The organism is Streptomyces sp. NPDC057438 (genome assembly GCF_042802995.1).
Lineage (GTDB): Bacteria > Actinomycetota > Actinomycetes > Streptomycetales > Streptomycetaceae > Streptomyces.
This window is the reverse complement of record NZ_JBHVDD010000001.1, coordinates 244505-262782: the sequence shown is the minus strand read 5'-3', so window position 1 is coordinate 262782 and position 18278 is coordinate 244505. Positions and strand designations below refer to the sequence as shown.

General features: G+C 66.6%; 32 protein-coding genes. All 32 read right to left on the bottom strand.

The genetic code is table 11. The annotated features are described in order from the left end of the window. Positions 1–7: 7 nt before the first annotated feature. Positions 8–871 carry a tRNA pseudouridine(38-40) synthase TruA gene (gene truA, locus ACFU5F_RS01295; protein ID WP_383880213.1) on the bottom strand — a complete coding sequence of 288 codons (864 nt, stop codon included), beginning with the start codon at positions 869–871 and terminating at the stop codon, positions 8–10. 149 nt (positions 872–1020) lie between these two features. Continuing rightward, entirely contained in the window at positions 1021–1524 is a 504-nt protein-coding gene (rplQ, locus tag ACFU5F_RS01290; RefSeq protein WP_383880210.1) for a 50S ribosomal protein L17, read from the bottom strand. A gap of 194 nt (positions 1525–1718) precedes the next feature. Beyond that, positions 1719–2741 carry a DNA-directed RNA polymerase subunit alpha gene (locus ACFU5F_RS01285; protein ID WP_003966937.1) on the bottom strand — a complete coding sequence of 341 codons (1023 nt, stop codon included), beginning with the start codon at positions 2739–2741 and terminating at the stop codon, positions 1719–1721. Between the two features lie 134 nt (positions 2742–2875). Further along, the gene (gene rpsK, locus ACFU5F_RS01280) at positions 2876–3280 is read right to left on the bottom strand and encodes a 30S ribosomal protein S11 (protein WP_003956432.1); all 405 of its coding nucleotides are present in this window, start codon (positions 3278–3280) and stop codon (positions 2876–2878) included. Positions 3281–3350: 70 nt separating this feature from the next. Continuing rightward, entirely contained in the window at positions 3351–3731 is a 381-nt protein-coding gene (gene rpsM / locus ACFU5F_RS01275) for a 30S ribosomal protein S13 (protein ID WP_086752873.1), read from the bottom strand. Between the two features lie 210 nt (positions 3732–3941). Continuing rightward, the gene (gene rpmJ, locus ACFU5F_RS01270; RefSeq protein ID WP_003998809.1) at positions 3942–4055 is read right to left on the bottom strand and encodes a 50S ribosomal protein L36; all 114 of its coding nucleotides are present in this window, start codon (positions 4053–4055) and stop codon (positions 3942–3944) included. Positions 4056–4128: 73 nt separating this feature from the next. Then, on the bottom strand, positions 4129–4350 hold the full coding sequence (infA, locus tag ACFU5F_RS01265) for a translation initiation factor IF-1 (RefSeq protein ID WP_003948620.1): 222 nt from the start codon (positions 4348–4350) through the stop codon (positions 4129–4131). Between the two features lie 208 nt (positions 4351–4558). Then, positions 4559–5395 carry a type I methionyl aminopeptidase gene (gene map, locus ACFU5F_RS01260; RefSeq protein WP_383880207.1) on the bottom strand — a complete coding sequence of 279 codons (837 nt, stop codon included), beginning with the start codon at positions 5393–5395 and terminating at the stop codon, positions 4559–4561. 113 nt (positions 5396–5508) lie between these two features. Next, complete coding sequence (locus tag ACFU5F_RS01255; protein WP_013001405.1) at positions 5509–6171, bottom strand: adenylate kinase; 663 nt, start codon at positions 6169–6171, stop codon at positions 5509–5511. After that, positions 6171–7484 carry a preprotein translocase subunit SecY gene (gene secY, locus ACFU5F_RS01250; RefSeq protein WP_383880203.1) on the bottom strand — a complete coding sequence of 438 codons (1314 nt, stop codon included), beginning with the start codon at positions 7482–7484 and terminating at the stop codon, positions 6171–6173. The genes ACFU5F_RS01255 and secY overlap by 1 nt, the downstream gene beginning before the upstream one ends. 242 nt (positions 7485–7726) lie before the next feature. Next, positions 7727–8182, bottom strand: coding sequence for a 50S ribosomal protein L15 (rplO, locus tag ACFU5F_RS01245; protein ID WP_005481206.1), 456 nt, complete (start codon positions 8180–8182; stop codon positions 7727–7729). A 2-nt stretch (positions 8183–8184) separates the two neighbouring features. Then, positions 8185–8367 (bottom strand): 50S ribosomal protein L30, encoded by a 183-nt coding sequence (gene rpmD, locus ACFU5F_RS01240; protein ID WP_045559458.1) that lies wholly within the window; start codon positions 8365–8367, stop codon positions 8185–8187. Continuing rightward, on the bottom strand, positions 8367–8975 hold the full coding sequence (gene rpsE, locus ACFU5F_RS01235; RefSeq protein ID WP_013001409.1) for a 30S ribosomal protein S5: 609 nt from the start codon (positions 8973–8975) through the stop codon (positions 8367–8369). Before rpsE ends, rpmD begins: the two co-directional genes overlap by 1 nt. Positions 8976–9014: 39 nt before the next feature. Beyond that, the gene (gene rplR / locus ACFU5F_RS01230) at positions 9015–9398 is read right to left on the bottom strand and encodes a 50S ribosomal protein L18 (RefSeq protein WP_005481210.1); all 384 of its coding nucleotides are present in this window, start codon (positions 9396–9398) and stop codon (positions 9015–9017) included. A 3-nt stretch (positions 9399–9401) separates the two neighbouring features. Next, positions 9402–9941 carry a 50S ribosomal protein L6 gene (gene rplF / locus ACFU5F_RS01225; RefSeq protein WP_046916497.1) on the bottom strand — a complete coding sequence of 180 codons (540 nt, stop codon included), beginning with the start codon at positions 9939–9941 and terminating at the stop codon, positions 9402–9404. A gap of 25 nt (positions 9942–9966) precedes the next feature. Then, complete coding sequence (gene rpsH, locus ACFU5F_RS01220) at positions 9967–10365, bottom strand: 30S ribosomal protein S8 (RefSeq protein ID WP_013001411.1); 399 nt, start codon at positions 10363–10365, stop codon at positions 9967–9969. A gap of 213 nt (positions 10366–10578) precedes the next feature. Continuing rightward, positions 10579–10764, bottom strand: coding sequence for a type Z 30S ribosomal protein S14 (locus ACFU5F_RS01215; protein ID WP_003948630.1), 186 nt, complete (start codon positions 10762–10764; stop codon positions 10579–10581). Positions 10765–10769: 5 nt separating this feature from the next. Further along, a complete protein-coding gene (rplE, locus tag ACFU5F_RS01210; RefSeq protein ID WP_005481216.1) occupies positions 10770–11327 on the bottom strand; it encodes a 50S ribosomal protein L5 in 558 nt (185 codons plus the stop codon). Beyond that, complete coding sequence (gene rplX / locus ACFU5F_RS01205; RefSeq protein ID WP_383880198.1) at positions 11327–11650, bottom strand: 50S ribosomal protein L24; 324 nt, start codon at positions 11648–11650, stop codon at positions 11327–11329. Before rplX ends, rplE begins: the two co-directional genes overlap by 1 nt. Before the next feature lie 2 nt (positions 11651–11652). Next, positions 11653–12021, bottom strand: coding sequence for a 50S ribosomal protein L14 (rplN, locus tag ACFU5F_RS01200; RefSeq protein WP_003992364.1), 369 nt, complete (start codon positions 12019–12021; stop codon positions 11653–11655). A 132-nt stretch (positions 12022–12153) separates the two neighbouring features. Next, entirely contained in the window at positions 12154–12441 is a 288-nt protein-coding gene (rpsQ, locus tag ACFU5F_RS01195; protein ID WP_013001413.1) for a 30S ribosomal protein S17, read from the bottom strand. Next, entirely contained in the window at positions 12441–12665 is a 225-nt protein-coding gene (rpmC, locus tag ACFU5F_RS01190; RefSeq protein ID WP_005481220.1) for a 50S ribosomal protein L29, read from the bottom strand. The genes rpsQ and rpmC overlap by 1 nt, the downstream gene beginning before the upstream one ends. Beyond that, positions 12665–13084 carry a 50S ribosomal protein L16 gene (rplP, locus tag ACFU5F_RS01185; RefSeq protein WP_004927269.1) on the bottom strand — a complete coding sequence of 140 codons (420 nt, stop codon included), beginning with the start codon at positions 13082–13084 and terminating at the stop codon, positions 12665–12667. The genes rpmC and rplP overlap by 1 nt, the downstream gene beginning before the upstream one ends. Positions 13085–13089: 5 nt before the next feature. Beyond that, positions 13090–13923, bottom strand: a complete 834-nt coding sequence (rpsC, locus tag ACFU5F_RS01180; RefSeq protein WP_013001414.1) for a 30S ribosomal protein S3 — start codon at positions 13921–13923, stop codon at positions 13090–13092. Then, positions 13923–14270, bottom strand: coding sequence for a 50S ribosomal protein L22 (gene rplV, locus ACFU5F_RS01175; RefSeq protein ID WP_004571827.1), 348 nt, complete (start codon positions 14268–14270; stop codon positions 13923–13925). The genes rpsC and rplV overlap by 1 nt, the downstream gene beginning before the upstream one ends. Before the next feature lie 42 nt (positions 14271–14312). Beyond that, positions 14313–14594, bottom strand: a complete 282-nt coding sequence (gene rpsS / locus ACFU5F_RS01170) for a 30S ribosomal protein S19 (protein ID WP_005481224.1) — start codon at positions 14592–14594, stop codon at positions 14313–14315. Positions 14595–14606: 12 nt separating this feature from the next. Then, positions 14607–15443: a 50S ribosomal protein L2 gene (gene rplB / locus ACFU5F_RS01165; RefSeq protein WP_033528344.1), complete on the bottom strand. Its 837-nt coding sequence runs from the start codon at positions 15441–15443 to the stop codon at positions 14607–14609. A gap of 50 nt (positions 15444–15493) precedes the next feature. Further along, complete coding sequence (gene rplW, locus ACFU5F_RS01160) at positions 15494–15913, bottom strand: 50S ribosomal protein L23 (RefSeq protein ID WP_383880194.1); 420 nt, start codon at positions 15911–15913, stop codon at positions 15494–15496. Next, complete coding sequence (gene rplD / locus ACFU5F_RS01155) at positions 15913–16572, bottom strand: 50S ribosomal protein L4 (RefSeq protein ID WP_013001417.1); 660 nt, start codon at positions 16570–16572, stop codon at positions 15913–15915. Before rplD ends, rplW begins: the two co-directional genes overlap by 1 nt. Before the next feature lie 7 nt (positions 16573–16579). After that, a complete protein-coding gene (rplC, locus tag ACFU5F_RS01150; RefSeq protein WP_005481233.1) occupies positions 16580–17224 on the bottom strand; it encodes a 50S ribosomal protein L3 in 645 nt (214 codons plus the stop codon). Positions 17225–17241: 17 nt separating this feature from the next. Continuing rightward, positions 17242–17550 carry a 30S ribosomal protein S10 gene (rpsJ, locus tag ACFU5F_RS01145; protein WP_003948644.1) on the bottom strand — a complete coding sequence of 103 codons (309 nt, stop codon included), beginning with the start codon at positions 17548–17550 and terminating at the stop codon, positions 17242–17244. A 409-nt stretch (positions 17551–17959) separates the two neighbouring features. Then, a complete protein-coding gene (locus tag ACFU5F_RS01140; protein ID WP_383880191.1) occupies positions 17960–18247 on the bottom strand; it encodes a hypothetical protein in 288 nt (95 codons plus the stop codon). Between the last annotated feature and the right edge of the window lie 31 nt (positions 18248–18278).

The following is an 18278-nucleotide window of genomic DNA, read 5'->3' as shown; positions in this document are numbered from 1 at the left end:
TCCGGGGTCAGCAGCAGCCGGCCCCGGGCGCCCCCGGCAGGGTCCGCCGGTTCCGCGCCTGACTGCTCCGCGCGGCCAGCAGCTCGTCCGCCGGGTAGCCGACCTCCTCCAGCGTCAGCCCGTGCGGCCGTACGACGTGCACGGCGGAGTCCCGCACACCCGCGGCCAGCACCTTCCCCGGCCAGTCGGTCCCCCGGTGCCCGTCCCCGACGAACAGCAGCGCCCCGATCAGGGACCGCACCATGTTGTGGCAGAAGGCGTCGGCCCGCACGCTGGCGGTGATGATCCCGTCGTCGCCCCGCACCAGGCTCAGCTCCTGGAGCGTACGGATGGTGGTGGCCCCCTCGCGCCGCTTGCAGTAGGCGGCGAAGTCGTGCTCGCCCAGCAGCAGCCGGGCCGCCTCGTTCATGGCGTCCACGTCGAGCGGCCAGTCGTGCCACAGCACGTGGCCGCGCAGCAACGGATCGACGCCGCCGGGATTGTCGGTGACCCGGTAGGCGTACCGGCGCCAGATCGCCGAGAACCGCGCGTTGAAGCCGCTGGGAGCCTCCCTGAGGGCCCAGACCCGTACGTCCCTCGGCAGGCGCCCCGCGAGCCGCTTCAGCAGCTTCTCGTGGTGTTCACGCCAGACCGCCTCCGGCAGGTCCACGTGCGCCACCTGCCCCCGCGCGTGCACCCCGGCGTCCGTCCGCCCGGCCACGGTCAGCTCGTACGTCTCCCCGGACCGCGTCACGGTCCGCAGCGCGTCCTCGATCTCCCCCTGGACGGTCCGCCGTCCCCCGGCCTGCTTGGCCCACCCGGAGAACTCACTCCCGTCGTACGACAGGTCCAGCCGAACGCGCACATGACCGGGCGCCGCTTCATCACTCACGAACAGATCCTCTCAGCTACAAAAAAGCGGGCCCGCTCCCGTAACAGGAACGGACCCACTCAGACGCGCCCCCTTCCAGGGGCGCGGGGAACCGCGCGACCAGCCACGACGAACCCGCAGCCGCCGACCGCACAGCACCCCGCAGACGCTTACGCGTCCTTCGACTCCTCGGCAGCCTCATCGGCGGCGTCAGCCTTGGTGGTGTCCACCGTGGCCTCAGCGGCAGGCGCCTCCGCGTCCTTGGCGGCACGCTTGGTGGCGGCCTCGGCCTCACCGGTGGCCTGCTGCGCGACCGTCAGCGCCTCGACCAGCTCGATGACAGCCATGGGCGCGTTGTCGCCACGACGGTTACCGATCTTGGTGATACGGGTGTAGCCACCCGGACGGTTCTCGTACCGCGGGCCGATCTCGGTGAAGAGCGTGTGCACGACGCTCTTGTCCGTGATGACCTGGAGCACCTGGCGGCGGTTGTGAAGGTCGCCCTTCTTCGCCTTGGTGACCAGACGCTCGGCGTACGGCCGCAGACGGCGGGCCTTCGCCTCGGTGGTGGTGATGCGGCCGTGCTCGAAGAGGCTCTTCGCGAGGTTCGCGAGAAGCAGCTTCTCGTGCGCGGCGCTGCCGCCCAGACGGGCACCCTTGGTGGGCTTCGGCATGATGTTTCTCCTAGGTGTCTGCCCCGGCCGTATCAGGTACCGGGGTCAGTATCCGAGCGGGCGGATGCCCGTCGAAGATCCGGGGCGCCTCTTTCGAAGCGCCTCGGAGGACCGCGCCCCGGTAAGGGGCGCGGGGAACTGCGCGACCAGCCACTACGGACCCGCAGTCGAAGTCCGGCCGTCTCGCGGAGCGACTAGTACTGCTCGGTCTCCACGAAGCCCGCGTCCGCGTCGTCGTCCGCACCGAAGGCGTCCGCGGCAGCGGTGGGGTCGAACCCGGGAGGCGAGTCCTTGAGCGCCAGGCCCATGCCCGCCAGCTTCGCCTTGACCTCGTCGATCGACTTCGCACCGAAGTTGCGGATGTCGAGCAGGTCGGCCTCGGAGCGCGCGACCAGCTCACCCACGGAGTGGATGCCCTCACGCTTGAGGCAGTTGTACGACCGAACGGTGAGCTCCAGCTCCTCGATCGGCAGCGCCAGATCGGCGGCGAGCGCGGCGTCCGTCGGGGACGGACCCATGTCGATGCCCTCGGCGTCGATGTTCAGCTCACGGGCCAGACCGAACAGCTCGACCAGGGTCTTACCGGCGGAGGCCATGGCGTCACGGGGACGCATCGCCTGCTTGGTCTCGACGTCGACGATCAGCTTGTCGAAGTCGGTGCGCTGCTCGACACGCGTGGCCTCGACCTTGTACGTGACCTTGAGAACCGGCGAGTAGATGGAGTCGACCGGAATACGGCCGATCTCCTGGCCCACCTGCTTGTTCTGCACGGCGGAGACGTAACCGCGGCCACGCTCGACCGTCAGCTCCATCTCCAGCTTGCCCTTGCCGTTGAGCGTGGCGAGGACCAGGTCGGGGTTGTGCACCTCGACACCGGCCGGGGGCGCGATGTCGGCGGCGGTGACCAGACCCGGGCCCTGCTTGCGCAGGTACATCACGACCGGCTCGTCGTGCTCCGAGGAGACGACCAGCTGCTTGATGTTGAGGATCAGGTCGGTGACGTCCTCCTTGACGCCCGGCACGGTGGTGAACTCGTGCAGGACACCGTCGATGCGGATGCTGGTGACAGCAGCGCCGGGGATCGACGACAGGAGGGTGCGGCGGAGGGAGTTGCCGAGGGTGTAGCCGAAGCCCGGCTCCAGCGGCTCGATCACGAACCGGGAGCGGAATTCGTCGACGACCTCTTCGGTCAACGAGGGACGCTGAGCGATCAGCATGTGGTGATCCTTCTGTCAGGGGCGCCCGCTATTTGACGCCCTGAGGTGTAACAAGGGTACGGGCGATACGACCCGAAAGAGCCGTACCGCCCGAAAACCTCAGACCAAGCAGTCCGTGTGTCCGACCCGGAGGGTCAGACGCGGCGGCGCTTGGGGGGACGGCAGCCGTTGTGCGGGGTGGGCGTGACGTCCTGGATGGAGCCGACCTCGAGACCGGTCGCCTGCAGCGAACGGATGGCCGTCTCACGACCCGAACCCGGGCCCTTGACGAACACGTCGACCTTGCGCATGCCGTGCTCCTGCGCGCGACGGGCGGCCGACTCGGCGGCCATCTGCGCGGCGAACGGCGTGGACTTCCGGGAGCCCTTGAAGCCGACGTGGCCGGCGGAGGCCCAGGAGATCACGTTGCCCGAGGGGTCCGTGATGGAGACGATCGTGTTGTTGAACGTGCTCTTGATGTGCGCGTGGCCGTGAGCGACGTTCTTCTTTTCCTTGCGGCGCACCTTCTTGGCAGCGCCCTGACGACCCTTGGGGGGCATCTACAAACTCCTACGGGGAGGTGGTCGGTCCTACAGCGAAGACCGCTGATGAAGCGTTGTCCGCTGAGGACTACTTCTTGCCCGGCTTCTTCTTACCGGCGATGGCGCGACGCGGGCCCTTGCGGGTGCGGGCGTTGGTGCTGGTGCGCTGACCGCGGACGGGCAGACCACGACGGTGACGGAGGCCCTGGTAGCAGCCGATCTCCACCTTGCGGCGAATGTCGGCCTGGACCTCGCGACGGAGGTCACCCTCGGTCTTGATGTTGTTGTCCACGTACTCGCGGATCGCGACGAGCTGCTCCTCGGAGAGGTCGCGAACGCGGGTGTTCGGGTTGACGCCGGTCGCTGCCAGCGTCTCCTGGGAGAGGGTCCGGCCGATGCCGAACACGTAGGTGAGGGCGACCTCCACACGCTTGTCGCGCGGGATGTCAACACCGGAAACGCGTGCCATTCAATGGCTCCTGGTGATTGTCGGAGGTCTTCCACAGAACCGGGCCCCGGCCGCCGGCCTCCCCTTGTAGCGGAGGAGTAGGTACGGCACGGGTCCCCGGCCTCCGAGCCGGGGGTGTCAGACGCTCAGCGCGTCTGGGTCCTGCGTATGAACATATTCAGCTTGCGTCGCGCGAATCTCTGCGAACCGAGCAGAGGGTTCGGTCGTGCGTCAGCCCTGGCGCTGCTTGTGGCGCGGGTTCTCGCAGATGACCATGACCCGACCGTGACGGCGGATCACCCTGCACTTGTCGCAGATCTTCTTGACGCTCGGCTTGACCTTCATGGGGTGAGGTTCTCCGGGTCAGTGCCACCACCCGCGACCCGACAGACCGGGGCACGGAGAGCGGGGGCAAGATCTACTTGTAGCGGTAGACGATCCGGCCACGCGTCAGGTCGTACGGAGACAACTCCACCACGACCCGGTCGTCAGGGAGGATGCGGATGTAGTGCATACGCATCTTGCCGCTGATGTGTGCCAGGACCTGGTGGCCGTTCTGGAGCTCGACCTTGAACATGGCGTTCGGAAGAGACTCGACGACAGTGCCCTCGATCTCGATGGCACCTTGCTTCTTGGCCACGCTTCGCCCTTCGAATCGACTACCTTGATCGACTCGGCGTAACCGAATGAAGACACACGGAAACACGAGAGCCGACGAGTCAGTCTACGCCAGGGCCTCCGGAAACACGAATTCGGTATGCATGCCCAAGGCCGATGATCCTTACGCCGCCCCGCGGGAGCGTCTCTCGAAGGCCCCGGGGGCCACGCCGGCCCCCGGGCGGACGGACTCAGCCCAGCGGGTCGGGAGCCGCGACGATCCCGTACTCGGCCAACTTCGCCTTGCCCCCGTCCGGAGCGGTCAGCACCAGCGGGCCCGCCTCGGTCAGCGCGACGGAGTGCTCCCAGTGCGAGGACCACGTACCGTCCGTGCTCACCACGGTCCAGTCGTCCGAGAGGACCTCGGTCTTCGGGGTGCCCAGGGACACCATCGGCTCGATCGCCAGGCAGAACCCGGGGACGAGCTTCGGTCCCTTGCCGCGCCGCCGCTCGACGTAGTTCAGCAGGTGCGGGTCCATGTGCATCTCGGTGCCGATGCCGTGGCCGCCGTAGTCCTCGACGATGCCGTACTTGCCGCCGCCCGGCTTCGGCTGCCGGCGGATGTACGTCTCGATGGCCCGGGAGACGTCCACGAGCCGGTTGCCCACCTTCATGGCGGCGATCCCCGCCCACATGGACTCCTCGGTCACCCGGGACAGTTCGATCAGCTCCGGGGCGTGACCGGATCCCACGAACGCGGTGTAGGCCGCGTCGCCGTGCCAGCCGTCGACGATCGCGCCGCAGTCGATCGAGATGATGTCGCCGTCCTTCAGGAGGACCGTCTCGCTCGGGATCCCGTGGACCACGACCTCGTTCACCGAGGTGCAGATCGTCGCCGGGAAGCCGCCGTACCCGAGGAAGTTCGACTTGGCCCCGTGCTCCGCGAGCACCTTGCGGGCCACCTCGTCGAGATCCTTCGTGGAGGCACCCGGCACGGCGGCCTCACGGGTGGCCGCGTGGATGGCTGCGACGACCAGCCCCGCCTCGCGCATCTTGGCGATCTGCTCGGGGCTCTTGATCTGCACCATGGGGGCCTGCGCTCTCCGTCTTCCGCGAATGTCGAACTCTGGGGTCGTGCCTACACAACAGTACGGCCGCGACGCCCCTCACGGGCACCGCGGCCGACGTACCGACCGACGACCTACTGGCCGTCGTCCTCGCGCTTGAGCGCTTCCATCGCGCGCTGGGTGACGTCCTCCACCGGACCGAGCGCCGTGATCGTCACCACGAGGCCCTGGGCCTTGTAGTAGTCGATGATCGGCTCGGTCTGCGTGTGGTAGACCTCCAGGCGCTTGCGGACCGTCTCCTCGGAGTCGTCGTCCCGCTGGTACAGCTCGCCGCCGCAGGCGTCACAGACGCCGTCCTGCTTCGGCTTCTTGTACGTGACGTGGAAGACGTGGGCGGAGTCGTTCCGGCAGATGCGCCGGCCGGCGATCCGCTTGACGACCTCCTCCTCGGGGACCTCCAGGTCCAGGACCGCGTCCAGGTTCATGGACTCGTCCTGGAGCGTCACATCGAGCGCCTCGGCCTGCGAGACGTTGCGCGGGAAGCCGTCGAGCAGGAAGCCGTTCACGGCGTCCGGCTGCTCCATCCGGTCCTTCGCCATGGCGATGGTGACCTCGTCCGGTACCAGCTCACCCTTGTCCATGTAGGACTTCGCGAGCTTGCCCAGCTCCGTCTGCTTGCTGATGTTGGCCCGGAACAGGTCGCCCGTGGAGATGTGCGGGATCGACAGGTTCCTGGCCAGGAACGCGGCCTGCGTTCCCTTACCCGCACCAGGCGGCCCGACGAGGACGATTCGCATCAGCGGAGGAACCCTTCGTAATTGCGCTGCTGGAGCTGGCTCTCGATCTGCTTCACGGTCTCCAGACCCACACCCACGATGATCAGGATGCTGGTACCGCCGAACGGGAAGTTCTGGTTTGCCCCGAGGGGTGCCAACGCCATTGTCGGCACGAGAGCGATCAGACCCAGGTACAGCGAACCCGGCCAGGTGATCCGGTTGAGTACGTAGCTCAGGTACTCAGCGGTCGGTCGGCCAGCCCGGATGCCCGGGATGAAGCCACCATACTTCTTCATGTTGTCCGCGACTTCCTCGGGGTTGAACGAGATGGCCACGTAGAAGAAGGCGAAGAAGATGATGAGGAAGAAGTAGACCGTGATGTGCGCCGGAGCTGCGGTGTCCGCGAGGTTCTTCGTGATCCAGGCCGCCCAGCCCGCGGTGGAGTTCGAGAACTGCACGACGAGCGCGGGAATGTAGAGCAGCGACGAGGCGAAGATCACGGGGATGATGCCCGCCTGGTTGACCTTCAGCGGGATGTACGTCGACGTGCCGCCGTAGGAGCGACGGCCGATCATGCGCTTCGCGTACTGGACCGGGACCCGGCGCTGGGCCTGCTCGACGAAGACCACGAGCGCGACCATGACCAGACCGACGGCGATGACGATGGCGAACTCGATCCAGCCGCCCGCCAGGTCGCCCTGCTCCTTGATGGCCCAGAGCGCGGACGGGAAGGTGGCGGCGATCGAGATGAACATCAGGATCGACATGCCGTTGCCGATGCCGCGGTCGGTGATCAGCTCACCGAGCCACATGACGACGGCCGTACCGGCGGTCATGGTGACGACCATGACCAGGGTGGTGAAGATCGAGTCGTCGGGAACGATGGCGTTGGCCTGCGGGCACTGGCTGAACAGCGCTCCGCTGCGGGCGGTGGCGACGAGACCGGTGCCCTGGAGGACGGCGAGGGCGACCGTCAGGTAACGCGTGTACTGCGTGATCTTCGCCGTTCCGGCCTGCCCCTCCTTCTTCAGGGCTTCCAGACGCGGGATCACCACGGTCAGCAGCTGCAGAATGATGCTCGCCGTGATGTACGGCATGATGCCGAGCGCGAAGATCGTGATCTGCAGCAGCGCGCCACCGCTGAACATGTTGACCAGCCCGAAGAGACCGGTGTTGCTCTTGGTCTGGTCGATGCAGAACTGGACGGCGGTGTAGTCGACACCCGGGATCGGGATGTGCGTGCCGATCCGGTAGATCACGATGATGCCGAGCGTGAAGAGCAGCTTCTTGCGCAGGTCGGGCGTCTTGAACGCCCGGGCGAACGCGGTGAGCACGGTGCCTCCTGCGACCCCCGCGCTACTGCGTCAAGGGTGACGGTTTTGAGATTCTGATGAGGACGACTTACGTAACGTTTAACTGCCGCGGCGAGTGCCCGGTGAAGGGTCCCCTGTGAAAACGGACAGTGCAGGCCACCTTACCGGCGGGACTGCCTCCCTAGGAACGACCAACCGGGGATACCCCATTTGTGGGGTATCCCCGGTCGGGATCGCTCAAGTCATCGAGACGCCTGATGTGTTCAGACGAGCTCGGTGACGGTACCGCCGGCGGCGGTGATCTTCTCCTTGGCGGAGCCGGAGACGGCGTCGACCGTCACCTGCAGCGCCACGGAGATCTCGCCCTGGCCGAGGACCTTGACGAGGCTGTTCTTGCGGACGGCACCCTTGTCGACCAGGTCGGCAACGGTGACCTCCCCACCCTCGGGGTAGAGGGCGGCGAGCTTGTCCAGGTTCACGACCTGGAACTCCGTCTTGAACGGGTTCTTGAAGCCCTTCAGCTTCGGGAGACGCATGTGGAGGGGCATCTGGCCACCCTCGAAGCGCTCCGGAACCTGGTAGCGGGCCTTCGTGCCCTTGGTACCACGACCAGCCGTCTTACCCTTCGACGCCTCACCACGACCCACACGGGTCTTGGCGGTCTTGGCGCCCGGGGCGGGACGGAGGTTGTGGATCTTGAGCGGGTTGTTCTCCGCCATGATCAGTCGACCTCCTCGACCGACACGAGGTGGCGGACGGTGTGCACCATGCCGCGGAACTCGGGGCGGTCCTCCTTGACGACCTGCGTGTTGATGCCCTTGAGACCAAGGGAACGCAGGGTGTCACGGTGGTTCTGCTTGCTGCCGATGTACGACTTCGTCTGCGTGATCTTGAGCTGTGCCATTACGCAGCACCAGCCCCGGCACGCGCACGCAGCAGAGCCGCGGGAGCGACGTCCTCAAGGGGCAGACCACGGCGGGCCGCGATCTCCTCGGGACGCTGCAGACCCTTCAGGGCCTCCACGGTCGCGTGCACGATGTTGATCGCGTTCGACGAACCGAGCGACTTCGACAGGATGTCGTGCACACCGGCGCACTCGAGCACGGCACGCACCGGGCCACCGGCGATGACGCCGGTACCGGGGGAAGCAGGCTTGAGCAGGACGACGCCCGCGGCCTTCTCGCCCGTGATCGGATGCGGGATGGTGCCCTGGATACGGGGGACCTTGAAGAAGTGCTTCTTGGCCTCCTCCACACCCTTGGCGATGGCGGCCGGCACCTCCTTGGCCTTGCCGTAACCGACACCCACGGTGCCATCGCCATCGCCCACCACGACCAGCGCGGTGAAGCTGAAGCGACGACCACCCTTCACAACCTTGGCGACGCGGTTGATCGCGACAACGCGCTCAACGTACGCGGTCTTCTCGGCGGCAGCTGCGCCGCCGTCACGGCCCTTCCGGTCCCGCCGCTCGCCGCCACCGGCACCGCCACCGCGGCGCTGGGGTCCAGCCATTGGATTTACCTCTCTCTTTCCGCTAGCTACGCAGCGAGCTCAGAACTTGAGCCCGGCCTCGCGGGCGGCGTCGGCCAGGGCCGCGATGCGACCCGCGTACCGGTTACCACCACGGTCGAACACGACGGCCTCGACACCGGCGGCCTTGGCACGCTCGGCGACCAGGGCGCCGACCTTGCCGGCCTGCGCCGACTTGTCCTCCGACGCACCACGGATCGACGAGTCCAGGGTGGACGCCGACGCAAGGGTGTGACCCTTGAGGTCGTCGATCACCTGGGCCACGATGTGGCGGTTCGAGCGGGTCACGACCAGGCGGGGACGCTCAGCCGTACCGTTGACCTTCTTACGGATCCGGATGTGGCGCCGCTTGATGGCTGCACGCTTGTAAGCGTCGCCCTTAGCGATCTTCGTACCGTATGCCATGGCTTACTTACCCGCCTTTCCGACCTTGCGGCGGATGACTTCGCCCTCGTACTTGACGCCCTTGGCCTTGTACGGGTCGGGCTTGCGCAGCTTGCGGATGTTGGCCGCAACCTCGCCGACCTTCTGCTTGTCGATGCCCTCGACCGAGAACCGGGTGGGGTTCTCCACCTTGAAGGTGATGCCCTCGGGCGCCTCGACGGTGATCGGGTGGCTGTAGCCGAGCGCGAACTCGAGGTTCGAGCCCTTGGCCTGCACGCGGTAACCGACACCGCTGATTTCGAGCTTCTTCACGTAACCCTGGGTCACGCCGGTGATCATGTTCGCCACCAGCGTGCGGGACAGGCCGTGCAGGGCCTTGCTCTGACGCTCGTCGTTGGGGCGGGTGACGTTCAGGACGCCGTCCTCACCCTTGGCGATCTCGATCGGCGCGGCGACGGTGTGGGTCAGCGAGCCCTTGGGGCCCTTGACCGCGACCGTCTGGCCGTCGATGGTGACGTCCACGCCGGCGGGAACCGTGATGGGGAGCTTGCCAATACGCGACATAGCTTTTTCCTCCGATTCCTTTCCGCTACCAGACGTAGGCGAGGACTTCTCCGCCTACGCCCTTCTTGCCGGCCTGCTTGTCGGTGAGGAGCCCGTGGGACGTGGAGATGATCGCCACGCCGAGGCCACCCAGCACCTTGGGCAGGGAGGTGGACTTCGCGTAAACCCGGAGACCGGGCTTGGAGATCCGCTTGATGCCCGCGATGGAGCGCTCACGGTTCGGGCCGAACTTCAGCTCGAGGACGAGGTTCTTGCCGACCTCGGCGTCCTCGACCTTCCAGCCCGTGATGAAGCCCTCCTGCTGGAGGATCTCCGCGATGTGGGACTTGATCTTCGATGCCGGCATCGTCACGGAGTCGTGGTATGCCGAGTTCGCGTTCCGCAGACGCGTAAGCATGTCTGCGATCGGATCAGTCATGGTCATGAATTGGCCTTCGGCCTCTCTCGCCGGGGTTTCCTGTATGCGCCATCCCTCTCCCCACTCGGTGGCGGGACGGGTGCGGTGCGGGGACCTACGGCGTAGTAAGTCGTACGGGCTACCGTCAGGCGCCCAACCCTCCAAGCCTAAGCCATGGATGGGTGGGCGCCTGACACGCCCAGTGCTTACCGAGAGCTTCGGGAGTCCCTGAAGCGGGGACTACCAGGAGCTCTTGGTCACGCCCGGCAGCTCGCCACGGTGAGCCATCTCACGAAGGCACACGCGGCACAGGCCGAACTTGCGGTACACGGAGTGGGGACGGCCGCAGCGCTGGCAGCGCGTGTAGCCACGCACGCCGAACTTGGGCTTGCGAGCAGCCTTCGCGATCAGAGCCTTCTTCGCCATCTCGCTCACGCCTCCTTGAAGGGGAAGCCGAGGTGACGAAGGAGGGCGCGGCCCTCAGCGTCGTTGGTCGCCGTGGTCACCACGGTGATGTCCATACCCCGGGTACGGTCGATCTTGTCCTGGTCGATCTCGTGGAACATGACCTGCTCGGTGAGACCGAAGGTGTAGTTGCCACGGCCGTCGAACTGCTTGGGGGACAGACCACGGAAGTCGCGGATGCGCGGGAGCGCGAGCGACAGGGTGCGGTCCAGGAACTCCCACATGCGGTCGCCACGGAGCGTGACGTGGGCACCGATCGGCTGGCCCTCACGCAGCTTGAACTGCGCGATGGACTTGCGGGCCTTGGTGACGGCCGGCTTCTGCCCGGTGATCGTGGTGAGGTCGCGGATGGCGCCCTCGATCAGCTTGGAGTCGCGGGCGGCGTCGCCCACACCCATGTTGACCACGATCTTGACGAGGCCCGGGGTCTGCATGACGTTCTCGTAGGAGAACTCTTCCTGCAGCTTGCCCGCGATCTCCTCGCGGTACTTCGTCTTGAGACGCGGAGTCGTGGTGGTAGCCATCAGATGTCCTCACCCGTCCGCTTGGCAACGCGAACCTTGTTGCCCTCGTCGTCGAAGCGGTAGCCGACACGCGTGACGACCTTCTTGCCGTCCTTCTCCACGACCAGCTGGACGTTGGAGACGTGGACCGGCGCCTCGACGGTGACGATGCCACCGGCCTGCGAACCCTTGGCGGTCGGGCCGGCCTTGGTGTGCTTCTTGACCCGGTTGACACCCTCGACCAGGACGCGGTCCTCGCGGGGGAAGGCCGCGATGACCTTGCCCTGCTTGCCCTTGTCCTTACCGGTGATGACCTGGACCAGGTCGCCCTTCTTGATCTTCATGCTTACAGCACCTCCGGCGCGAGCGAGATGATCTTCATGAACTTCTTCTCGCGCAGCTCCCGGCCCACCGGGCCGAAGATACGGGTGCCACGAGGGTCGCCGTCGTTCTTGAGAATGACGGCGGCGTTCTCGTCGAAGCGGATGTACGAGCCGTCCGGACGGCGGCGCTCCTTGACGGTGCGAACGATGACCGCCTTGATGACGTCACCCTTCTTCACGTTGCCGCCGGGGATCGCGTCCTTGACGGTGGCGACGATGACGTCACCGATGCCCGCGTAGCGGCGACCGGAGCCACCGAGCACACGGATGCAAAGGATTTCCTTCGCACCAGTGTTGTCGGCGACACGCAGTCGCGACTCCTGCTGGATCACGTCTATCTCCTGATTGTCTGCCGGTTCCCGGCAGGGGCCGCCTCGTCACGAGGGAGCCCCTGCCGAGCCTGGCGGAACTGACCTGCGGGGTTGGCCGCAGGCGGATCTTTGGAATTCGCTTGCGCGAATTACCTACTTGGCCTTCTCGAGGATCTCGACGACGCGCCAGTGCTTCGTGGCGGACAGCGGCCGGGTCTCCATGAGGAGGACACGGTCGCCGACGCCGGCGGCGTTCTGCTCGTCGTGAGCCTTGAGCTTGCTCGTGCTGCGGATGACCTTGCCGTACAGGGCGTGCTTCTTGCGGTCTTCGACGGCGACGACGACGGTCTTGTCCATCTTGTCGCTGACGACGATGCCCTCACGGGTCTTGCGGAATCCGCGCGCCTCGGTGTTCGTCTCAGTCACGTTGCTCTCGCTCATCAGGCGCTCTCCACCGTCTCGATGCCCAGCTCGCGCTCACGCATCAGGGTGTAGATCCGCGCGATGTCCTTGCGGACGGCCTTGAGCCGACCGTGGTTCTCGAGCTGACCGGTCGCCGCCTGGAAGCGGAGGTTGAACAGCTCTTCCTTGGCTTCGCGGAGCTTGTTGAGCAGCTCCTCGTCACCCAGTTCGCGCAGCTCGGACGCCTTGGTACCGGCCGACATCACGCTTCACCTGCCTCGCGCTTGACGATCCGGCACTTCATCGGCAGCTTGTGGGCTGCGCGAGTCAGGGCCTCACGGGCGATCTTCTCGTTGGGGTAGGACAGCTCGAACATGACCCGGCCCGGGTGCACGTTCGCGATCCACCACTCAGGGGAACCCTTACCGGAACCCATGCGGGTCTCGGCGGGCTTCTTCGTGAGCGGGCGGTCCGGGTAGATGTTGATCCAGACCTTGCCGCCACGCTTGATGTGGCGGGTCATGGCGATACGGGCCGCCTCGATCTGGCGGTTGGTCACGTACGCCGGCGTGAGGGCCTGGATGCCGTACTCGCCGAACGCGACCGTCGTACCACCCTTGGCCTGGCCACGGCGCTTCGGGTGGTGCTGCTTGCGGTGCTTGACCCTACGGGGGATCAGCATGTCCCTCAGGCCTCCGTTCCGGTGCTCTCAGCCGGAGCGGCGGCAGCGGGAGCCTCGGCCTTGGGGGCCTCGGCGCCGGCAGCCTGCTGCGGCTTACGACCGCGACCGCCACGCTCGCCACCGCGGCCACCACGGCCGGCGGGGCGGTCAGCGCCACCACGGGCCGGGCGGTTGCCGGCGCGGGCAGCGGCGTTCTCGGCGCGGACCTCGGCGATGTTCTTGACGTCGCCCTTGTAGATCCAGACCTTCACACCGATGCGGCCGAAGGTCGTCTTGGCCTCGAAGAAGCCGTAGTCCACGTTCGCGCGGAGCGTGTGCAGGGGCACACGGCCCTCGCGGTAGAACTCCGAGCGGGACATCTCGGCGCCACCGAGGCGGCCACCGCACTGGATCTTGATGCCCTTGGCGCCGGCCTTCATGGCGGACTGCATGCTCTTGCGCATGGCCCGACGGAAGGAGACGCGGGAGGAGAGCTGCTCGGCGACGGCCTGAGCAACCAGCTGAGCGTCCGTCTCGGGGTTCTTGACCTCGAGGATGTTCAGCTGGACCTGCTTGCCCGTGAGCTTCTCGAGGTCACCGCGGATGCGGTCGGCCTCGGCGCCACGGCGGCCGATGACGATGCCCGGACGCGCGGTGTGGATGTCCACGCGGACGCGGTCACGGGTGCGCTCGATCTCCACCTTCGAGATGCCGGCGCGCTCCATGCCGGACGTCATCATCCGACGGATGGCGACGTCTTCCTTGACGTAGTCCTTGTACAGCTTGTCGGCGTACCAACGCGACTTGAAGTCGGTCGTGACACCGAGCCGGAACCCATGCGGGTTTACCTTCTGGCCCATTACCGGGTTCCTTCCTTGCTGCTGACGACCACGGTGATGTGGCTGGTCCGCTTGCGGATCCGGTAGGCACGGCCCTGGGCACGCGGACGGAACCGCTTCAGGGTCGGGCCCTCATCCACGTACGCCTCGCTGATGACCAGCGAAGAGGCGTCCGTGTGGTCGTAGTTGTGTGCGGCGTTGGCAATGGCGCTGTCCAGCACCTTGCCCACCGGCACGCTCGCGGCCTGCGGGGCGAAACGCAGGACCGCCTGAGCCTCCGTGGCATCCATGCCACGGATGAGGTCCACCACGCGGCGGGCCTTCATGGGCGTGACGCGGATGTACCGCGCCTGGGCCCTGGCTTCCATGGTTGTCCTTCCAGTGTCTGTCATGGTCGATTCCACCCCGCGTTAGCGGCGCTTCGACTTCCGGTCGTCCTTGACGTGACCCCGGAAGGTGCGCGTCGGCGAGAACTCGCCGAGCTTGTGGCCGACCATCGACTCGGTGACGAACACCGGAATGTGGGTCTTGCCGTTGTGCACCGCGATCGTGTGGCCGAGCATGGCCGGGATGATCATCGAGCGACGGGACCAGGTCTTGATGACGTTCTTGGTGCCTGCTTCGTTCTGTACGTCCACCTTCTTGATCAGGTGGTCGTCGACGAAGGGCCCCTTCTTGAGACTGCGCGGCATCTAAACCCGCTCCTAGCGCTTCTTGTTCGTCTTGCGGCGGCGGACGATGTACTTGCTCGAAGCCTTCTTGGGCGAGCGAGTACGACCCTCCTTCTGACCCCAGGGGCTGACCGGGTGGCGACCACCGGAGGTCTTGCCCTCACCACCACCGTGGGGGTGGTCAACCGGGTTCATCGCCACACCGCGGACGGTCGGGCGGACGCCCAGCCAGCGCTTGCGGCCGGCCTTGCCCCAGTTGATGTTGCTCTGCTCGGCGTTGCCGACCTCGCCGACGGTGGCGCGGCAGCGCACGTCGACCAGGCGGATCTCACCGGACGGCATGCGGAGGTGGGCGTAGGCGCCCTCCTTCGCGAGCAGCTGCACGGAGGCACCGGCGGAGCGGGCGAACTTGGCGCCGCCACCGGGACGGAGCTCGATCGCGTGGATCGTGGTACCGACCGGGATGTTGCGGAGCGCCAGGTTGTTGCCCGGCTTGATGTCGGCCCCGGGACCGTTCTCCACCCGGTCGCCCTGCTGCAGGTTGCGCGGGGCGAGGATGTAGCGCTTCTCGCCGTCCGCGTAGTGCAGCAGCGCGATGCGCGCGGTGCGGTTGGGGTCGTACTCGATGTGCGCGACCTTCGCCGGCACGCCGTCCTTGTCGTGACGACGGAAGTCGATGACGCGGTAGGCGCGCTTGTGTCCGCCACCCTGGTGGCGAACGGTCACACGACCGGCGTTGTTACGGCCGCCCTTGCTGTGCAGCGGGCGGACCAGCGACTTCTCCGGCGTGGACCGCGTGATCTCGACGAAGTCGGCGACGCTGGAACCACGACGGCCCGGCGTAGTCGGCTTGTACTTGCGGATTCCCATTGTCTCTCAGTCCTCGGAAGTTTCCCGATTATCTGGACGATCCGACCCGCTTACGCGGTCGGACCGCCGAAGATGTCGATACGGTCGCCCTCGGCAAGGGTCACGATGGCGCGCTTGGAGCCGGCACGCTGACCGAAACCGGTCTTGGTGCGCTTGCGCTTGCCGATGCGGTTGATCGTGTTGACCCCGGTGACCTTGACCGAGAAGACCGCCTGGACGGCCTGCTTGATCTGGGTCTTGTTGGCGCCCGGCGCGACGATGAAGGTGTACTTGCCCTCGTCGAGCAGCGCGTAGCTCTTCTCCGACACGACCGGCTTCAGCAGCACGTCACGGGGGTCCGTGAACGCCTTGCTGGGCGCGGTGACGACGGTGTTCTTGCCCTCGGTGGCGTGGCGCTTCGCCTTGGCGACGCGCGCGGCCTTGGCGGCCTTGGCCGCCTTGGAGGCGATGGAGGGGTGACGGATAGCCATCAGCCTTCAGTCCCTTCGGTGTCGTTGGCCTTGTTCGGGCCGGACACGAAGGACTCCAGGGCGCCCTGGGTGAAGACCACATCGTCCGAGACGATCACGTCGTACGTGTTCAGCTGGCCCGGCTCCAGGATGTGCACCTGGGGCAGGTTGCGGGCGGAGAGCCACGCGGCCTCGTCGGCGCGCTCGACGACCAGGAGCAGGTTCTTGCGCTCCGAGATCTTGCCGAACAGCGACTTGGCGGCCTTGGTGGAGGGGTTCTCGCCCTCGATCACGCCGGAGACGACGTGGATGCGGTTGTGACGGGCCCGGTCGGTGAGGGCGTGGCGCAGGGCCGCGGCCTTCATCTTCTTCGGGGTCCGCTGCGAGTAGTCACGCGGCTGCGGGCCGTGGACGACACCACCACCGGCGAACTGGGGCGCGCGGGTCGAGCCCTGACGGGCGCGGCCGGTGCCCTTCTGCCGGTAAGGCTTCTTACCGCCACCACGGACTTCACCGCGGGTCTTGGTCTTGTGCGTGCCCTGACGGGCAGCCGCGTTCTGCGCGACGACGACCTGGTGGATCAGCGGGATGCTGACCTTCTCCACGCCGAAGATCTCCGCGGGGAGCTCGACGCTTCCGGTCTTCTCGCCGGCAGGCGAAAGGATGTCAACAGTGCTCATCGGTACCTCAGGCCCCCTTGGCCGCGGTGCGGACCAGGACGAGGCCGCCGTTCGGACCGGGGACAGCGCCCTTGATGAGCAGCAGACCCTTCTCCGCGTCAACGGCGTGGACGGTCAGGTTCTGGGTGGTGACCCGCTCGTTGCCCATGCGGCCCGCCATGCGGAGGCCCTTGAACACACGGCCCGGGGTGGCGCAGCCACCGATGGAGCCGGGAGAGCGGTGCTTGCGCTGGGTGCCGTGACCGGCGCCGAGGCCCTTGAAGTTGTGACGCTTCATGACACCGGCGAAGCCCTTGCCCTTGCTCTTGCCGGTCACGTCCACCTTGACGCCGGCCTCGAAGACCTCGGCGGAGATCTCCTGGCCCAGCGTGTACTCGGAGGCGTCCGCGGTGCGGATCTCGACGAGGTGGCGGCGGGGGGTGACGTCGGCCTTGGCGAAGTGGCCCTTGAGGGGCTTGTTCACCTTGCGCGGGTCGATCTCGCCGAAGGCGATCTGGACCGACTCGTAGCCGTCGACATCGTTCGTACGCACCTGGGTGACGACGTTGGGGCCGGCCTTGACGACGGTGACCGGAACAACACGGTTGTTCTCGTCCCACACCTGCGTCATGCCGAGCTTCTCGCCCAGGATGCCCTTGATCTGCTTAGCCATTCTCAGATCACCGATCCCTAGAGCTTGATCTCGATGTCGACACCGGCCGGGAGGTCGAGTCGCATCAGAGAGTCAACGGTCTTGGGCGTCGGGTCGAGGATGTCGATCAGGCGCTTGTGCGTGCGCATCTCGAAGTGCTCGCGCGAGTCCTTGTACTTGTGCGGCGACTTGATGACGCAGTACACGTTCTTCTCAGTGGGCAGCGGCACCGGGCCCGCGACCGACGCACCAGTGCGGGTCACCGTCTCGACGATCTTCTTCGCCGAGGAGTCGATGACCTCGTGGTCGTAGGCCTTGAGCCGGATGCGGATCTTCTGTCCCGCCATGGCTACTCAGTAGTCCTTTGTCTCGTTTAACGCTCTGGAACCCGGTGTTCCGTCACCCGCTCCTCCGACCCACGCGGTCGGGTGTGTCGCGCTTCCTTCGACACGGATGCCCCTTGTTCGAGCATCCCTTGTCCGGGAAACACGGCCCTTCCTGCAGCCGCGGGCCGGGAGCAGAAGCCCACCGGGTGCCTGGCCGGCGCCGCACTGACACTTCCCGAAAGATTCCCGTACGTCCGCTCCAGCGCTGCCATAAGGCAGTTGGGGCGACGAGTACTGTGGGACTCGCTTCCGGTCCTCCCGGCGGGAGGCGCGCAGCATCAACACTCGACCGAGCAACCCCGCTAGTCTGCCATACGGCCCACCGGCTCCGCCAATCGAGCCGGAGAGATTACCCCGAGAGTGACGCAGGTCAAACCCGGGAGCCGTTGAGGCCGTCCGGGGAGCCGGTACCGGCGTCCTGCGGAATGTCGGCATCCGCGCCGTTCGAGGCGTCGTCCGGGGTCTTCGTCGCGCGGTCGGGATACACGAAGCAGGCTCCGACTGCGATGGCCCCCAGTGATGTCAGCCGCAGCGCCACCCCCGCCCACCGCATCCCTCCGCTCCACTCCTGGGGTGCGCCGAGGGCCAGCCAGAGACTGACGGTGATTCCGGCGACTATGAGGGCCGCACCGACGATACGGCTCGCTGAAAGACTCATGCGTTCATGATCCAGCGCGACTTCGCCGGGG

Bases quoted from the DNA above. Each gene is read 5' to 3' on its own strand.
- rpsC (WP_013001414.1), bottom strand. From the start codon at position 13,923: ATGGGCCAGAAGGTAAACCCGCATGGGTTCCGGCTCGGTGTCACGACC.
- rplX (WP_383880198.1), bottom strand. From the start codon at position 11,650: ATGAAGATCAAGAAGGGCGACCTGGTCCAGGTCATCACCGGTAAGGAC.
- rplP (WP_004927269.1), bottom strand. From the start codon at position 13,084: ATGCTGATCCCCCGTAGGGTCAAGCACCGCAAGCAGCACCACCCGAAG.
- rplD (WP_013001417.1), bottom strand. From the start codon at position 16,572: ATGAGCACTGTTGACATCCTTTCGCCTGCCGGCGAGAAGACCGGAAGC.
- rpmC (WP_005481220.1), bottom strand. From the start codon at position 12,665: ATGTCGGCCGGTACCAAGGCGTCCGAGCTGCGCGAACTGGGTGACGAG.
- rpsS (WP_005481224.1), bottom strand. From the start codon at position 14,594: ATGCCGCGCAGTCTCAAGAAGGGGCCCTTCGTCGACGACCACCTGATC.
- rplV (WP_004571827.1), bottom strand. From the start codon at position 14,270: ATGGAAGCCAGGGCCCAGGCGCGGTACATCCGCGTCACGCCCATGAAG.
- rpmD (WP_045559458.1), bottom strand. From the start codon at position 8,367: ATGGCACAGCTCAAGATCACGCAGACGAAGTCGTACATCGGCAGCAAG.
- rplW (WP_383880194.1), bottom strand. From the start codon at position 15,913: ATGGCTATCCGTCACCCCTCCATCGCCTCCAAGGCGGCCAAGGCCGCC.
- ACFU5F_RS01215 (WP_003948630.1), bottom strand. From the start codon at position 10,764: ATGGCGAAGAAGGCTCTGATCGCGAAGGCTGCTCGCAAGCCCAAGTTC.
- ACFU5F_RS01255 (WP_013001405.1), bottom strand. From the start codon at position 6,171: ATGCGAATCGTCCTCGTCGGGCCGCCTGGTGCGGGTAAGGGAACGCAG.
- rpsE (WP_013001409.1), bottom strand. From the start codon at position 8,975: ATGGCTGGACCCCAGCGCCGCGGTGGCGGTGCCGGTGGCGGCGAGCGG.
- ACFU5F_RS01140 (WP_383880191.1), bottom strand. From the start codon at position 18,247: ATGAGTCTTTCAGCGAGCCGTATCGTCGGTGCGGCCCTCATAGTCGCC.
- rplE (WP_005481216.1), bottom strand. From the start codon at position 11,327: ATGGCTACCACCACGACTCCGCGTCTCAAGACGAAGTACCGCGAGGAG.
- rplB (WP_033528344.1), bottom strand. From the start codon at position 15,443: ATGGGAATCCGCAAGTACAAGCCGACTACGCCGGGCCGTCGTGGTTCC.
- rplO (WP_005481206.1), bottom strand. From the start codon at position 8,182: ATGGCGGAGAACAACCCGCTCAAGATCCACAACCTCCGTCCCGCCCCG.
- rpmJ (WP_003998809.1), bottom strand. From the start codon at position 4,055: ATGAAGGTCAAGCCGAGCGTCAAGAAGATCTGCGACAAGTGCAGGGTG.
- rplR (WP_005481210.1), bottom strand. From the start codon at position 9,398: ATGGCATACGGTACGAAGATCGCTAAGGGCGACGCTTACAAGCGTGCA.
- map (WP_383880207.1), bottom strand. From the start codon at position 5,395: ATGGTGCAGATCAAGAGCCCCGAGCAGATCGCCAAGATGCGCGAGGCG.
- rplC (WP_005481233.1), bottom strand. From the start codon at position 17,224: ATGGCTAAGCAGATCAAGGGCATCCTGGGCGAGAAGCTCGGCATGACG.
- rpsM (WP_086752873.1), bottom strand. From the start codon at position 3,731: ATGGCACGCGTTTCCGGTGTTGACATCCCGCGCGACAAGCGTGTGGAG.
- rpsH (WP_013001411.1), bottom strand. From the start codon at position 10,365: ATGACCATGACTGATCCGATCGCAGACATGCTTACGCGTCTGCGGAAC.
- ACFU5F_RS01285 (WP_003966937.1), bottom strand. From the start codon at position 2,741: ATGCTGATCGCTCAGCGTCCCTCGTTGACCGAAGAGGTCGTCGACGAA.
- rplQ (WP_383880210.1), bottom strand. From the start codon at position 1,524: ATGCCGAAGCCCACCAAGGGTGCCCGTCTGGGCGGCAGCGCCGCGCAC.
- rpsQ (WP_013001413.1), bottom strand. From the start codon at position 12,441: ATGAGCGAGAGCAACGTGACTGAGACGAACACCGAGGCGCGCGGATTC.
- rpsJ (WP_003948644.1), bottom strand. From the start codon at position 17,550: ATGGCGGGACAGAAGATCCGCATCCGGCTCAAGGCCTACGACCACGAG.
- rplF (WP_046916497.1), bottom strand. From the start codon at position 9,941: ATGTCGCGTATTGGCAAGCTCCCCATCACGGTTCCCGCCGGCGTGGAC.
- rpsK (WP_003956432.1), bottom strand. From the start codon at position 3,280: ATGCCCCCCAAGGGTCGTCAGGGCGCTGCCAAGAAGGTGCGCCGCAAG.